This is a genomic window from Haloferax sp. Atlit-10N (genome assembly GCF_003586325.1).
Classification (GTDB): domain Archaea; phylum Halobacteriota; class Halobacteria; order Halobacteriales; family Haloferacaceae; genus Haloferax; species Haloferax prahovense.
This window is the reverse complement of record NZ_PSYX01000002.1, coordinates 395,319-410,875: the sequence shown is the minus strand read 5'-3', so window position 1 is coordinate 410,875 and position 15,557 is coordinate 395,319. Positions and strand designations below refer to the sequence as shown.

Below are 15,557 nucleotides of genomic sequence, written 5' to 3'. Positions count from 1 at the left end.
AGATGCACCTCACTCAGGCGCTGACGCGGACGACTGAGCCAGAGGTGCAGGCGCATCTGCACGCCGCGTTGGAGTCCTGTCAGGAGTTACCGACGATGCTCGTAGCGTGTCCTGCGTGTGGGGTGGTGGGGCTGCCAGAGCGGATTGAAGTACACGACTGTCGACGGAGGTGACTGAAGAATAGTGGGAAAGCCCACTATTTGCTCACCTAATGGAAGAGTGATGGGTGTAGCTGATGTTCAGCTGGTGGGACGTACTGGGCTGCCTCTACAACCCATGCTAGCATACCACATGGGAGTACTTTGTTTTTACGGTCACGACGTCGCTCGTGACGTTCCTGGCTGAGTGATTGGTGCTCTTGGTTCCAGCACCCAGCTACTGCATTCCGGTACAGACAGGGCCAGCAATACCGAGACGGGAGCACTCGTGAGGAGAAGGTATTCAGGGGGTACCGTTTCGGGTGTATCCTCGGACGAGCCGTCGGCTCAGGCGATGGTTTGGGGGTTTGCGGTGTCACCACCGACCGTCGATGGCGCGTTGGTAGGCGGCTTCGGCCTGGCCGAGCAGAGTCTCGTTTCACCCAGGCATCTACAGATAATCAACGAAGTGCTTGGGGGCGGACGTCGAACCCGAGTACGTCGAGAAACCCTCGAGGTGTACGTCCACGACACGAAGGCGGACTACTCGAAGATACACGAGGCGACTGGGAGGGTGCCCGAGATCTCGTTCGAAGAGGGTGTGCAGAAGGTTTGTGAGCCGTATCTTGAGTAGGTGAATCGACGAGAGTGAGAGTACATTTCGTGTCAGTAGCCTAGAACTCACTTCATAGGCTTGTCAGTGGACTCCCCTTCCGCCTCCGTACTGGAGTAAGCGATGTACTCGCCGTTCAGGTTCAGCGTCCCTGACGCAAGCGCACACTGACTGGGTGCGCCTCCACTCGAAGTCGTTTGCCCCGAGTGGAGTTGCTTCACGAGTTTGCGAGCGATATTCTTGCTCGCGTTGTAATCCGCATTCAGTTCGCACTTACACTTCTGACACACGAACCGGTGTTTCGATCGCCGATTCGACTTGTGTGTGAATCCACACTTTGAACAGCGTTGACTCGTGTATGCTGGGTTAACCTGTCGAATTCCGACATTCAGGACCTCTGTTTTGAACGCAACATACTGGTACAGGCGACGGAACGCCCATGCATGAAACCGCTTCACGCCGCCCATTCGCGTTCGAATATCTGTTAGATTCTCAAATGCGATGTGCGTGCAGCCGTGAGCGACGGCTTCTTCGAGAATTAGATTCGAGGCGCGGTGCAGTTGGTCTTGCATCCAGCGGTGTTCGCGGTTACTTATCGACTGAATCGCTAGATGCGCCGACCGCGTTCCAGACTGCTGCATTGAGCCACGAGTCTTTTCAAACTCACGGCGACGGTGGTTCATCTCATCAGCGTTCCCGATGAACGCACCTGTTGAGGTCACAGCGAGAGAACCGTCTACGTTCAAATCAACGCCAAGGACTGTTTGGTGCTTGGCATCGGTAGACTGTGGTGTGCTGGAGTCACTTTCATCAACAGCCTGCATCATTCTCGCGTGAAGGTAGAACGACTCTGTGGACTTGTCGTACTGCAACGTAGCCATGCGAAACTCGAACTCTTTGTTCAAGAGGTAGTTCCCAATCGGTGTGCTATCAGGTTCTCTCGGAATCACATAGTCACACTCAACCCGGCCGTTAACTGTGGCAAGCGAAACGCGGTCTCGGTGGAACGTCGCAGAACGCTTGTCGTAAAGAATGCTCCACGCCTTGAAGTGTGGTTGACTCGTCTTGTCGCCATTCTTGAGTCGTGCGACACCGGCTTTGGTAGCCTCAATACCGCGTCGGATTCCTTTCTGGACGAGATTTGCGACGAGCTCTGTTTCCTCACGGAGTGAGTGATAGAGCGCATCATGTGCTTCCAGATACGAAGTCACGCAATAGTCGTGAGGGTATCTCCACGCCCAGTCAGCTGCTCTGTTAGCGCAGTGAAGAAATTGGTCTTTGGTTTGATGGAGATCATCGCACCGCTCAGTAGGCACGTCGAGCTTCACTTTCACGGTGCGAATTATCCCCGTCACAGTAGGGGTTGGCCCCGTCATCGCTTTTAAACATACACATGCGAGTGGACACGTAGTGAGTAATCGCTTCCGAGCGGTGCGACTGGGAACCTCACTACGTTTTCAGAGTGTGTCTACACAGAAACCCGACTGCTAAACCCAGAATCTGGTTTGCTATCAATATTCGATTGGTGTTCGGATGACTATGTGTCCTCAAACGAATGCTTGACCCTCACCAGCGACCGTCGATAGCGCGCTCGTAGGCCGCCTCGGCCTGGTCGGCGACGCTATCCCAATCGTACTTCTCGGCGCGTTTCGTGGGTTCGGTTGGTAGTGTCTCGTTCTAGTCAGGGCAGCTGACAGCGTAGGCTTGCCAGTCGGTTTTGTCACTCGTTGCGAGGGGTGTCAGGCATCCGATTCGTGATTCGGTGAGAGTGAGTCGATTCACCATCGCCTAGGTGTACTTGAGCATCTGCCGGACAGCGACACCTGGTAAACTAGTGAGAGAGTGGATTACGAACGCCCTTGATCTATCTTGAATCGGGTAACGCCGTAGGCGACGAGTGCAACTACCCCGAGGACGAGTGCCGGTTCGAAGTCCGTACTCAGGTACAAGCCAAGAGTCGGCGGATGGATGCGAGTAAAGGGCCAGAGGAGTGGATATGATAACCCAGTCGGTTTCAATAGGAACGCGTCCGCGATGAGGTGCGACACAGCACCGACTGAGAGAAGCGCGAACACACGGCTGCGCTCCGACTCGGAGACGAGAAGAACACCAATAAGGACCGAACACAGGGCTGCACCTGCGGTGTGAAGGCCAATCCAATCAAACGGTATCCCGAGCAATTGTTCGACTCGAGCGCTTGGAATCAGTAACCTGACCTTGGTCATGTCGGGGATGAACGACCCAGCCATCGCGACGGTGACGTACGGACGCGTGATCCACTCGTAGCGCCACGAGGCGACCGTGGCGATCGTGTATGCGAGCAGGGCGTGTGAGAGCAGGTCAGGCATCGTAGTCCTCCGACTGCGTAGATTGGGTGGTGAAGTCACCTATCCCGAGTGGAGTCTCCCGCGGCACGAGCGACCACGTCTCGTCAAGACGCCACGACCGGATGATTCTCCCAAGCACCCACAGGCCAGCGAGGAACGAAACTGCGTACATGTACAGGTAGTTCCCCGGCGGGACGGTGTAGGCGTTCAACGAACGAATCGTCTGATCTGGTTCGACGACGCCGTATACTGAGAGACTGTCACCCTGTTGTGCATCAACAGCGGCGTCGGTGACGCGAAGACGGACCTGTTCGCCAGCTCCATACTCAGCGCTGATCGTGAGCGGGTCAGTATCGGTGACCGTACCCGTGAGACTCACCTGGTCGCCGACCCACGCGTTATAGTCTGTACCCAACTCTTCGGACCCGGGGTATGCACCCACCCCTGGTGCAGGTGCAAGTGACCCAAACCAGACCATGAGTCCGAACAGACACCCCAGTAAGGCGAGGATGCCGAGGACACGTCGACGCGGGGGTTGAGTCATTGGTGTTCAGTTTAGAGGTTGGCCGGTAAGTTTCACGACTGTGGTGTGTCTCTTGGTTCACCTCAACAGCTACCAGCTACCGTTAACCGCCCGACGATACGCCGCCTCGGCCTGGTCGGCGACGCTGTCCCAATCGTACTTCTCGGCGCGTGTGGTCGGTTCGGTCGGCGGCGTCTCGCCTGCGAGTGCTCGGGCTAACGACTCTGCGACTGAGTCGACAGTCGGCTCAGCGAGATAGCCCGCATCGCCGATGACCTCACTCGCCGCGGATTCGGGATGCTGGACGCCGATGACCGTGCAGTCGGCGGCCATCGCTTCGGCGTAGGTGATGCCGAATCCTTCTCTCGTACTGGGCGAGGCGAACACGTCCGCGGCGCGCATCTGACCCAACACGTCCTCGTACTCGTCGAGGAAGCCCAGCATGCTAACCCGGTCCGCGTGGTCCAACTCACTCGCCTGTTCTTCGAGACGGTCGGCCTCTGGCCCGTCGCCGACGACGCCCAGCGTCACATCCTCGTACTCGTCGGCCACGCGGTCGAAGGCATCGAGGAGGATGGAGACGTTCTTGTCGGCGATGAGCCGTCCAGCGAACAGCACGTCGAACGAGTCGCCGTCGTCGGGGAGTAGGGCGTTCCGAATCTGGTCGACGTCGATGCCGTTCGGGACGACCTCGATGGTGTCTCTGTTTCGGCCGATATCGGCGAGGCGGTCGGCAGTGATGCCCGAGACGGCAATAGGGTGTTGGGGGACTCTAACGGTGAGGTGTTCGGTGAACTTGCCGAACGGAGCGAGCACGCCGAGGTAGTCGTCCCAGTAGTCGCCCCACACTTCGTGCCAGGTCGTGACGACGGGCACGTCGGTCCCGAGGGCGGCGAGCTTCGAGGAGAGCACAGGGAAGTACGGAAAGACGGAGGCGACGACGAGGTCGTGATTCTCGTTGTGGAGTCGTTTGGCGAGTGGGTAGGCGAGACGGGCGGCGAAGTCGAGCGCTTCGGTGATCGAGCGGCGGTCGTCGGTGTAGAGTTCTGTCTCGGGGGCGACTGCACGGAGGGTAACGCCCTCGTGGGTGGTTTCTTTCGGGCCGTCCCAGAAGTGGCGGCCGTAGATGGTCACGTCGTGGCCTCGCTGTGAGAGTCGAGTGGCGATTTCGTGGATACGCTTTTCTGCGCCGCCTTTTATATAGGGGTAAACGACATTCGAAACAAAACAGATTCGCATTGTGTATTTGACGGACGACCGAAAATAACATTGTTTCGGTCAGACGTGTTACTGCCGCCTACCGTTCGACTGTCGGGAATTTATAATCGTATTCGGACACCACATTCCGTGGTCCAAACTGTCCGATAAAGTGTCGAGAAGACCCATCCCGGAGGCGGATCCCCAGTCCAGACCCATTCGTGACACCCTTCTGCTTGACGGTATAATTTGCATAGCCGAGTGATTCAAGTTCCGACTGTAGTGTTTTCACGGAATCCTCGGGGAATCCATGGGTTGCAAACGAGACCCGCGGAGCACCACTGTCTCGAAGTATGCAGTTTCCGTCGCCCCAATACCAATGCAGGAGAGCTGTCTCGTCCAGCTTGTAGTTCTCTGGGACGACTTTACGGTGCCTGTCTTCATACGATTCGTACCACGAGTCGTACAGTTCCCGAAAGAGGGGCTGCACGCGTGACCGAATTACCCATTGAGTGTAGTCGCCATCGGTGAATGCGTTCGACCGCGTCACCGAGTACGGTTGACCAGACGAAATAAGTCCGTCAGGGAGCCGTCGTTTGACGTGCGCGACGTGTTCCCGTTTGTTATTCGTGACTTGGAACACACATGACCCGGACTCCATCTGATAGAGACAACCATCTCCGAGGAGTTCGCCAACGACGATTGAGACCTGAGCAGGTGTGAACCCAAGATCGTCTGGTTCTGAGGGAGGGTCCCGAAGTTCGACGTTCGATTCGAGTAACCGCCGTTTGATTGCGTCGGCCGACGTCCCATAGTTAGTCGCAATCGTCTGGAGTGATTCTCCCTTTTCTGTGTACCGCTCAACAATGTCTTCGGTGTGGTCGTCTAACCACACGTATCGACTCCCTTCAGGGCGGGTCGAGATATTGTTTTCCAACAACCGTTTTCGGATTGTCCCCGACGACACATCGAACTCGTCAGCAATCGATTGCATCGACTGGTCTTCGTCAACGTACAGTCTGATAATCTCGTCTACCTGCTCGTCTAACCATTCGTATCGCATACTTCGATTGAGGGCGGCCTACTACATATTGTTTACGTATGTATCAATACAATGTATTACTAACGGCTCGTATGCTGGCGGTTTTAGTGGCGGTGTCGAGTACGACGAGTAAATGACCACCATCAAACTCAATCCAACCGACCGCGCGATTCTCGGTATGCTCCGAGAAGGACGCTGCACACCGTCGTATATCGCGGATAAACGCGACTACAGCAGGCAGAACGTCACCAACCGACTCAACCGCCTCGTAGAACACGGATACGTCACCAAAGTACACACGGGACTGTACGAACTCGTCCAGGACCCTGAACAAACTGAGTAGCTTCGAAAACTCGGAGTTGTTTCCTCCGGAAGAATAAAATCCTGTCACGAGTAGATACCTTCCAGATGACTACTGACTGGGATAACATCATCCTCCTGTCAGCCGACGCCCTTCGGGCCGACCATCTCTCGTGTCACGGCTACCATCGAGAGACCTCCCCGGTGTTGGATGACCTCGCAGCCGACTCGCTTCACTTCACGAATGCCTACAGCGCGAGTTCACATACGCGTGAGGCGGTCCCGGCGTTGTTGACTGGAGAGTATCCGGACACCGCCATCGACGCGAAGTACCGACTCGCGACCGATACTGTCGCAAAGACACTCTCTGAGGAGGGCTTCGCGACGGCTGGCTTCCACTCGAATCCGTTCGTCTCCCGTGCGTACGGTTTCGACCAAGGGTTCGACACATTCGACGACGACCTCCACTTCGGGAAGCACAAGGTCATCGCGTTGGCGCAGCGGGCGCTCGACAAACTTCGGAATCGCCACTACGCCCGCGCCGAGGAGATCAACGAACGCTCGTTGGAGTGGCTAGATTCGCTTGACGACGACGAGTCGTTCTTCCTCTGGAACCACTACATGGACACCCACGGTCCGTACGAGCCGCCGGGTGAGTACGCGACGCTCTACACAGATGAGACGATTTCCAGGCGGAATGCTCAGTCGCTCTACCAGCGGGCCATCAAGAATCCTGATTCGATTACAGACGACGAGCGGCAGTTATTGATCGACCTGTACGACGCCGAGATTCGCTACAACGACGAGCGCATCGGTGAGTTCCTCGACGCGCTTCGTGAGCGTGGTCTGTTGGAGAACTCGTTGCTGGTCTTTACTGCCGACCACGGCGACGCCTTCGGCGAACACGACTACTATGAACACCCACGGTACCTCCACGACGAGATTACGCATGTGCCGCTTATCGTTCGGCAGCCAAACGGTGAGTCCGGTGTGGTGGAGACGCCTGCAAGTACGCTGGATATCGTGTCGACGATTGAATCAGCGTTCGGTGGTGAATCGGGGCTCTCACTTGTTGATCCAGTTACGGATACGGACCGGCGCGTCTTTTCTCAGGCACGTGGTGAGAACGAGGACAGTCACCTTCGACGGTACGCGGTTCGGACTGCTGAGGACGTGTGCTTCTGTGAACGGGACCGTGAGTCTGGGGAAATCGAATTTACTGACTCAGGTGGCTCAGAGCTGCAGTCGGAACTCCGTGAGCATGTTGAGGCCCGAGTCGCCGTCGAGAACGGCGAGTCTACGGGTGACGATGAGGACGTCGACGAGGAGATCGAGCGTCGACTGGAAGCGTTGGGGTACAAATAGGAATGGACGAGTCGCTTCGCATCTGTATCCTGTCCAAACAGTTTCCGCCTGGGGTCGGTGGAGGAGAGACGTACGCTTACGAGCTCGCCAATGGGCTCGGGAAACGGGGGCACGACGTTGACGTATATACGCAATGGATTGACGACCCCAACGAGACCGTCGAGACACAAGATAACGTTACAGTCCACCGAATCTGCAAGGCACGGAAGAAACTCGTCACGTTTGAGACAATATATTTCAGCTACAAAGCTCGAAAGGCGGTTGATTTTGAGGAATACGACATCGTTCACGGGACGCTTATGCCCGCGTCGACTATTGCTGTCACACCGTTCAACGATATCGATACACCCGTGGTGGTGACGAGTCATGGGACATCAATCGGAGAGACGAAAGCAGTTGCACTAGAGACACCTGCGGATTATCTGTTGAAGTTCTTCTTCCATCCGATGAACGTCGTCATGGACTACTTTGCTGGTCACGATGCAGACAAGGTCATCGCTATCAGCGACCACGCCTACGAGCAGTTGACAACCAGTTATGGATTAGATGTGGCAGATGTAGAAATGATTCCGCACGGTGTCGATACGGATTGGTTCTATCCGCGTGATGAGCAGCATCCGGCTGTGGATCCGGACAAGACGACCTTACTATATGTCGGCCGGTTAGGTGCTCGGAAGGGCCTTAGGTTAGGGTTACAGGCAGTTGCCCAAGTCAACGATCCAAACCTTGAATTTCTAATTGCTGGGACTGGTCGCCATGAGGAGCGACTGCGCGACTTAGCTGCTGAATTGGGTATTGAAAATCGTATTCGGTTCCTCGGTTATGTAGCCGACGAAGAATTGCCAAAACTGTATTCGTCCGCGGACGTGTTTATTCTCCCGTCTCGGTACGAAGGGTTCGGGTTGGTATTGTTAGAGGCAGTAGCTTGTGGAACCCCCGTGATTGGCGTTGATGCTGGCGGGATTCCAACAGCAGTTCAAGAAGATTCTGGGATAGTCGCTCGACGAGATGTCGGTTCTGTCGCACGCGCAATTACAGCATTGTGTTCAGATGAATCGACTCGAAGAAATTTAACGGAAGCTACACTCAATGATTCCACATCACTTTCTTGGGAATCAGCTATCACTAAGGTAGAAAGAGTCTACAGTAAGGAAGTTATGTGATGGAGGGCACAAATGCATTTATTCCCTCAGTCGCACCGATCTTGAGGAAAATACACGACAAGTGACTTCCTTCGGAAATTACATAGATGGCAATTCGTGTGAAAATTAACGGGCTGTTTCATTAATGCAGCCGTAGACACTACCAGAATCCCACACAACAGACTCGGATTCACAACTAGCGTCATCTACGACGAGGGGAGACGGGTTTTTTGAAAACCTTCCTGGTTTTGGACCAGATATGAATGCATCAGTTCGCTCTTCTAGTGGTTCCGGACCGCTCGCGAACGTACCAAGATGTTCTTTTTGCATCCACGTTGTACTTCTAGTGGCCCACAACTCACCAACAGACTCGCTTCGGTCTATTCCGGGGTCAACGTTGTTCCCCATCGGTGAAATCGGGCCGGTTATAGCCACTGAAAGAACCAGTAGCGAGAGCACGAGTGGGGCAATCTCCCAGTGATCGAGGTTGAGGTCAGATCCGCGGACGAGAACAGCGCCTGCGAAGACGAGGGCTAATGTCCCGACAAAGTAGAACATCCGAAAGTGGAGGTTGTATCCAAGTTGAGCCACAAGCAGGACGGCGGTCGCACCGACACCCACAACTGCGATGGCGATTACCTCCATACTGTATCGCTTCGGCCGGGCGAGCGCGTAGAGGCCCCCGACACCGGCCAGAGCCACCGGCAGACCAAGTGGAAGATACTTCACAACCGTTGCGAGGAGACTAGCACCACTTTCTCCGCCCCCACCGACACTTGAAGCTGCAGCGCCTGTTGAGGGAACGAGAAGGCCTGAGAGGCTTGTCGGGACCGAGATGGTGAACAGACTGGAGAGAACCCCAACAGCGTGGCCCGCCCATCCTGACCAAAGGATGTGAAACGACAGAAGCACACCTCCAGTTATGACACCGAGGACAGGAATCTGCGGCCGACTGTTGGGTAGGAACGGAAACGATTCCATCAGGTCTCGGACGATTATTGCGCCAGAGAAGAGTGCAACGAACACGGTCGCATAGAAGAAATGGAGCCAAGCCGAGGCGACCAGTACGAGGGCAAATGTGGTACTCACCAACCGGTCACGTCGGGTAGCGGAAACTTGGAAGAGCAACACGAGAAGCGCGAACCACGGGAGCGTGAGATGTTCAGATTCGTAGAGTGTCGCCGTTCGAAGGTAGAGCGGAAACACCGTCGCGAGCAGGCCCGCGATCAGGCCGGCTCGTCGACCCGCGAACCGAACCGTAATCGCAGCAACTAGAACAGGGAGAAGCGAAGCCACGGCAATCGTGATGTTGTGTTCACCGAGCACACTGGCCGACCGAGACATGGGTCCGAGGATGATTCCCGACACTGCGACTTCAAGAAAGTAGACCGGAGATGCCCCGTACATCCCACCTGGACTGACATAGCCAGTTTCAACGATTTGCCCAATCCCACCGGCCCACATCTGTGTGTCGCGTCCTGACGCTGCGAGATGGAGGTAGCCGGTCACGCGAAGGAAGTATGCAATCAGGACGGTCTCACCTATTATCGAAATTGACTCAATGCAAGAGGGGACGTCATACCGGAGGACTCGATGAGTCAGAATTCCGACGGCTGCAGCGATCCCTCCAAAGAGAATCCACGGTCTCGGAAGTTGAGTTGAGGCTGTCGCGAACCCGAACGAAGCAACGGCTATCGCAAGCAGGGCCGCCGAGTGATGGATGCGGACCCATGCATTCATAGTCAAAACGTATGGTGGTATAGATATATGATTTCCGGAGTAACACCAAAGTGGAAACGCTAGGTCATCTTTGCGACCAGGTTACTTCGCTGCGTTGACCACTTATGGAAATATAGCCTAATTTGGCTCTGTTGAAATCCTTCAAGGTTGACATTGGAGAGAGCGCTCCTTCTGGCTAGTTTCCGTAGATCACAGTAAAAACTAGTCTCTCAAGAAATCGCAAGACGGCAAGAGGGTTTCAACAGAGCCCCTAATTTATATATCTGGACGGAGACAAACGCTTCGGTCGCTACCGTTTTACTTCTTCACATGTCATGGTGTCTTGCGAATTAGTGCATATGACACGGTTTCAATTCTTTGAGGTATGTCTGCACGTCCCAAATTATACCGTTTTATCCTGATAGAAAATAATACATGAGATGGCATAATACAGATGACCCAACGTGGTACGAAATAGTCTGACTGAGTTAGCTTCCATTGCATTTATTGGCCGAGTACTAGGCAAAGGATTTCAATATGGATTAACGGTTCTAATTGCAAGACTCCTTGGTGCGGATGCGTTAGGAGCGTTCTCAATCGGATTGGTTGTGCTAAGCCTCTTTGGTGCAGTCTCTAGGTTAGGGCTTGAGAGTGCTGTCCAGAGATTTATTCCTGAGCACATTCAATCAGAGGAAGACGGTAAGGTACTAGGTCTTATTCTGTTTTCACTAATTGCGTCACTCATTACGGGAGTATTCTTTGTCGTGATACTCCGCAATTTGCCAAACCAATTTGTCTCTAACTTTGACCCGCTTGTTATAGGTGTTGTTGAAATTTTGATTATAGGGCTACCGATCTTTAGTATAATGCGAGTTTCAGAAGCTGCAGCTCGTGGATTCAAGAACATTGAGTACAGCGTCATCATCCGTGAATTATCATATTCTGGCTCTGCGTTGATGTTCGCAGCACTCGCGATATACTACTTTGAGGACATATATGCAGTTGCTATTAGCTATGTATTATCAATTCTCTTTTCTGCTATTGTAGGACTCTTCTTGTTAAAGAAAATCGGGATTCTTGACAATGTGTCTTCGATCAGAATTCAATATAAAAGAACACTAAAATATTCACTACCGTTACTTACAGCTTCAATAATGACTCCATTAATTATGTGGTCAGATATTCTTATGCTGGGCTTCTTTGTTTCACCCACAGAGGTTGGGTACTACAGAGCAGCCTACCAAACTGCAATTCTGTTAATATTTGCCCTGTCTACTGTAAACTCTATTTTCCCGCCGATCATATCTGAGCTGTATCATGGAGGAAACAAAAGTAAATTAGATACAACATACACAGTAATTACAGAGTGGATTGCTATCGTCTCTATCTTTGGATCACTATTTGTCGTCATATTTTCAAGACAAATTCTTCTGATATTCGGCCCAGAATTCACCGCTGCACAATTAATACTCTCTATCCTGGCAGTTGCTCGGGGGATCGAGGCTAGTGTTGGCCCCGCGGGTTTTCTGCTCTCGATGACAGATAATGAAAGAATTGAGATGGCTAACACTACGATAATAGCAACTTTGAATTTGATATTGAACTACCTATTTATATCTTGGTATGGGCTGACTGGAGCTGCAGTAGCTACTTCGCTGTCTTTGGTTCTACTGAATATACTCCGAGTGGTTGAAATAAAATGGATTCTTGGTATTTGGCCTTTTACTCGGCGTACTTTAATTGCAATTCCCGTGATTTTGGTATGTACCTTACCGATGTTTATTAGTCGTGAGGTCGCACCAGGTGTTGTTTCAATGTTGGCCTCAGGAGCTATTGTCTCTGGAATCGTGTTTGTAATATTATCAAAAGTGTTCTTATTTTCAAAGCAAGATTTGATCTTAGTCGAAAAGATTAGATAATCGGCTGCGGGTTTTTATCTACTACAAATTTGTCTATTCCGAGAGTTGTTAGAGAGTTTGGAATGCACATCTATCACCAAAATATAAATAACAGATGTTGACGATGGTATATCCATGTCAAAGTTAGTGGAGGCTATTCGGTTGGGTGTCTCTACACCTTCCTTATTCTTTAGGAAGGTTTCCCAAATGTACAATCAGAAGATTACGGATAGTGACTACAACCCACACGGGGAAGATATATTCAAAAAAGACTGGGATAACCTGATTATCCTTGACGCCTGCCGATATGACCTGTTTAAAGATCTGAATTATTTAGAGGGTGAGTTGGGGAAATTCACTTCCAGGGGATCTGCAACCCCAGAGTTTCTTAAAGGCAATTTCGACAATAAGTCACTATTAGATACCGTTTACGTGACTACAAACCCCATGCTCTACCGACACCAAGACGAAATAGACGTAGAATTTCATGATGTGATAAATTTGTGGACTGGTGAGTCCTGGAACGACGAACTAGGTACTGTTTTACCAGAAACCACAACAAATGAATCCATCAAGGCGGCAGAAAAATACCCAAACAAGCGTTTGATTATTCACTATATGCAACCACATTACCCATTTATTCATTCTGAGACTACGTTCGATAAGGGTCATATTGGGTCCGATGAGCCAGAAGACCTCACTACATGGATGCAAGTGATGACCGGTGAAATTGACCTAACCCGTGATCAGTTGTGGGATGCATATTCGCAGAATCTCGAAACTGCGCTCCCAGAGGTAGAGAAACTAGTGGAGAACCTGGTAGGAAGGACTATTGTCACATCAGACCATGGTAACATGTTCGGTGAACGCTCAAAACCAATACCAACCAGAGAATGGGGCCACCCTCCGCATATTTGGACCCCTGAGCTTGTGGAAGTGCCATGGTTAGTGTTGAACACCAAGGGTGAGAGGAAAGAGGTAGTTTCTGAGAAAAATACAACAGACCGTACTAGTGAACAACAGAATATAGTGAATGACAGACTAGCTAGTTTAGGATACGTCGAATGACTGTTTTTAAATAGTGGGCTCTGGTGAATCGCCATACAACGGTTGATTTCACTGTGTTGGAGTTCACGAAATGCACGGTACCACGTTCGCGCACGCACGGCGTCGCCGTGCGTGCATTTAATCGACGAGAAGACGGTTCACACATCGATCTCTGGCGGTATCGATGGGCCGGAAGATGCGATGTTTAATCAGCGGTCTCACGCCTTCTTCGCGTAGTTTTTCGCGTAACTGCATCAGTCGTAGCCTTTGTCGGCGGCGAGGCTGTACAGGTCGCCTGCGTTGCGGGAGGCGACCTGCCAGCCGAATTGTGTGTCGTGGGTTTTTTCGGTCGTACAATGAATGTCGAGATCAGCTTGCGTTTGAGTATCGACGAGAGCCGTCGCTTTGAGCGTCTGAACGCGGTAATTCGTGCGGCGGCAGTAGTGCTTGCTAGCGTTTTCGCGGTCGAAAAACGTGGCATCAATGGCGGCGTGACTCGAGAGGTCGTGCAGTTCCGACGAGAGTCGGAGCAGCACCGGAGCAGCACTCGCCAGACTTCATCTGAAACCTCTCAAACGCCTTAACGAGCGTCGAGTGATCAGGAAGATTGCCCTCTTCGAGGCCGATTTCCTCACAAATATGCTGCATTTCGCTCAGCAGGTCGAGGGCGTTGCGGTACGACTCATCGAGGTGAATCCGCAGACGGTGCAGCGACAGGAGGGTGTAGTCGGCGAAGCCGCCAACAACATTTTTAGCTAACGTGACCGCTTTCTTGGTGAAGCGGGAGATTTTCGACATAGATCATCGCCGATTTCCCGCTTCGTCTTCCAAATTCTAACGTTGAAACCGACGCCGTCTAGTGATTCACCAGAGCCAAATAGTGTTTATTGGTCTATAGACCCCAACAGGAACGACCCGAACACCATCTGGAGGCCAACGACCACAGCAACCGTCGCCACGACGTCGGCAACCGCGATCGGCAGCGCACTGAACCCACTGGTCACCCACGTGACGGCCAGGTAGCCACCGTAGGCCAACCCACCGAGGAACACGAGCGAGCCAATCGTCGCCCCTCGCTCGAGCGAAATCCGCTTCGTGAACCACGTCGTAAACGGATCCGACGCACCACGAACCGGGTCAGACGACACCGTCGAGAAGGCTCCGAACAGCATCAGTTGAAACCCAGCGAGCGTCAACAACCCACCGCCAATCCCGGTGTGAATGCCGAACTGCGCACCACCGATCTCCAGACCACTCCACGCCAGCACCAGCGCCAACACACCAACCACAGACAGGCCGAAGCCGGGTGCCGAAAACAGGTAGCCGGGCGCATTGACCAACATAAACCGAACGTGTCGCCAGCCATCGGGGAAGCTCTCCAGGTTGGCCTCACCCTCACGCGGGTGATACGTAATCGGCTTCTCTTCGATCTCGAGGTCCTTCGCGCCGGCCTCCATAATCATCTCGCTGGCGAACTCCATGCCCGTCGACGAACACTCCATGGTCTCCCAAGCGTCTCGAGTAAAGACACGCATCCCACTATGCGCGTCACTCACGCCAGCGCCGTAAAACACGTTCAGGAATTTCGTCAACAACGGATTGCCGACGTGTTCGTGCAGTGGCGGCATCGAGCCGGGGAGAATCTCACCCTCCAGCCGCGAGCCCATGGCCATATCCGCATCACCCGACCGAACCATGTTCAACAGCTTGGGAAGCTCCTTGAAGTCGTAGGTACAGTCGGCGTCGCCCATGGCGATGTACTGGCCGCGGACGCGCTCGAAGGCGTACAGGTAGGCGTAGCCGTAGCCCTTGCCGTCGGGTTCGATGACGACCGCACCATTCTCTGCCGCAATCTCGGGCGTGCGGTCGTCCGAGCTGTCGGCGACGACGACCTCGCCGTAAATCTGCATGTCCTCGAGGGCGGCTTTGACCCACTCGATACACTGGGCGATGCCGCCCTCTTCGTTGAGGGTGGGCATCACGACCGAGAGCGTGGGCGTGATCTCGCTGTCTGCGGACAGGAGCAACTCATCACCGCTGAGTTGGATATCCGATGCTGACGTACCGTGTTTGCCGTTACCCAGCTGTTTCGCATGCTGAGTGTCGTTGTGTGCGCTTGACGTTCCCATAGAGATTGACCACCTGTTTGTGAGCACCGCCGAATCACTGTGCAGTGTTCGGTGCACTCCACGAACGGTTTCTATTGTGTTGACTCGGAGAGGCTCGTAAAGAGTTTATCGTCTGAGC

12 protein-coding genes and 2 pseudogenes are annotated in these 15,557 nt (G+C 53.3%); 6 read left to right on the top strand and 8 right to left on the bottom strand.

Going from position 1 to position 15,557, the window contains the following annotated elements:
* Positions 1 to 610 precede the first annotated feature (610 nt).
* Positions 611 to 771: pseudogene (locus tag C5B91_RS22395) on the top strand (nucleoside-diphosphate sugar epimerase); the annotation flags it as partial.
* Positions 772 to 818: 47 nt separating this feature from the next.
* Here the strand turns inward: C5B91_RS22395 and C5B91_RS09075 are convergent.
* The 5 genes from C5B91_RS09075 to C5B91_RS09050 form a co-directional block, all read right to left on the bottom strand.
* Positions 819 to 2,105 carry an RNA-guided endonuclease TnpB family protein gene (locus C5B91_RS09075; protein ID WP_115819644.1) on the bottom strand — a complete coding sequence of 429 codons (1,287 nt, stop codon included), beginning with the start codon at positions 2,103 to 2,105 and terminating at the stop codon, positions 819 to 821.
* Positions 2,106 to 2,597: 492 nt separating this feature from the next.
* The gene (locus tag C5B91_RS09065; RefSeq protein ID WP_115819645.1) at positions 2,598 to 3,098 is read right to left on the bottom strand and encodes a metal-dependent hydrolase; all 501 of its coding nucleotides are present in this window, start codon (positions 3,096 to 3,098) and stop codon (positions 2,598 to 2,600) included.
* The gene (locus C5B91_RS09060; protein ID WP_233514241.1) at positions 3,091 to 3,621 is read right to left on the bottom strand and encodes a hypothetical protein; all 531 of its coding nucleotides are present in this window, start codon (positions 3,619 to 3,621) and stop codon (positions 3,091 to 3,093) included. Before C5B91_RS09060 ends, C5B91_RS09065 begins: the two co-directional genes overlap by 8 nt.
* Positions 3,622 to 3,690: 69 nt before the next feature.
* Positions 3,691 to 4,839, bottom strand: a complete 1,149-nt coding sequence (locus C5B91_RS09055) for a glycosyltransferase family 4 protein (protein ID WP_115819647.1) — start codon at positions 4,837 to 4,839, stop codon at positions 3,691 to 3,693.
* A 58-nt stretch (positions 4,840 to 4,897) separates the two neighbouring features.
* Positions 4,898 to 5,860: a LysM peptidoglycan-binding domain-containing protein gene (locus C5B91_RS09050; protein ID WP_115819648.1), complete on the bottom strand. Its 963-nt coding sequence runs from the start codon at positions 5,858 to 5,860 to the stop codon at positions 4,898 to 4,900.
* A gap of 112 nt (positions 5,861 to 5,972) precedes the next feature.
* Between C5B91_RS09050 and C5B91_RS09045 the strand changes: the two genes are divergently transcribed.
* From C5B91_RS09045 to C5B91_RS09035, 3 genes are all read left to right on the top strand, one after another.
* Positions 5,973 to 6,182 (top strand): helix-turn-helix domain-containing protein, encoded by a 210-nt coding sequence (locus tag C5B91_RS09045; protein ID WP_006601208.1) that lies wholly within the window; start codon positions 5,973 to 5,975, stop codon positions 6,180 to 6,182.
* Between the two features lie 65 nt (positions 6,183 to 6,247).
* Complete coding sequence (locus C5B91_RS09040; RefSeq protein ID WP_115819649.1) at positions 6,248 to 7,504, top strand: sulfatase; 1,257 nt, start codon at positions 6,248 to 6,250, stop codon at positions 7,502 to 7,504.
* A gap of 2 nt (positions 7,505 to 7,506) precedes the next feature.
* Positions 7,507 to 8,667, top strand: a complete 1,161-nt coding sequence (locus tag C5B91_RS09035) for a glycosyltransferase family 4 protein (protein WP_115819650.1) — start codon at positions 7,507 to 7,509, stop codon at positions 8,665 to 8,667.
* Positions 8,668 to 8,772: 105 nt separating this feature from the next.
* On the opposite strand, the gene C5B91_RS09030 is transcribed toward C5B91_RS09035, so the two are convergent.
* Complete coding sequence (locus tag C5B91_RS09030; protein WP_119712788.1) at positions 8,773 to 10,386, bottom strand: hypothetical protein; 1,614 nt, start codon at positions 10,384 to 10,386, stop codon at positions 8,773 to 8,775.
* A 443-nt stretch (positions 10,387 to 10,829) separates the two neighbouring features.
* Here C5B91_RS09030 and C5B91_RS09025 point away from each other — a divergent pair, with 443 nt between their 5' ends.
* Entirely contained in the window at positions 10,830 to 12,284 is a 1,455-nt protein-coding gene (locus tag C5B91_RS09025; protein WP_115819652.1) for a flippase, read from the top strand.
* A gap of 114 nt (positions 12,285 to 12,398) precedes the next feature.
* Positions 12,399 to 13,331: a hypothetical protein gene (locus tag C5B91_RS09020; protein ID WP_115819653.1), complete on the top strand. Its 933-nt coding sequence runs from the start codon at positions 12,399 to 12,401 to the stop codon at positions 13,329 to 13,331.
* Between the two features lie 59 nt (positions 13,332 to 13,390).
* Here C5B91_RS09020 and C5B91_RS09015 read toward each other — a convergent pair.
* Positions 13,391 to 14,108, bottom strand: a pseudogene (locus tag C5B91_RS09015) (IS5 family transposase); the annotation flags it as partial.
* An 86-nt stretch (positions 14,109 to 14,194) separates the two neighbouring features.
* Entirely contained in the window at positions 14,195 to 15,439 is a 1,245-nt protein-coding gene (locus tag C5B91_RS09010; protein WP_115819654.1) for a glycosyltransferase family 2 protein, read from the bottom strand.
* Positions 15,440 to 15,557: the final 118 nt, after the last annotated feature.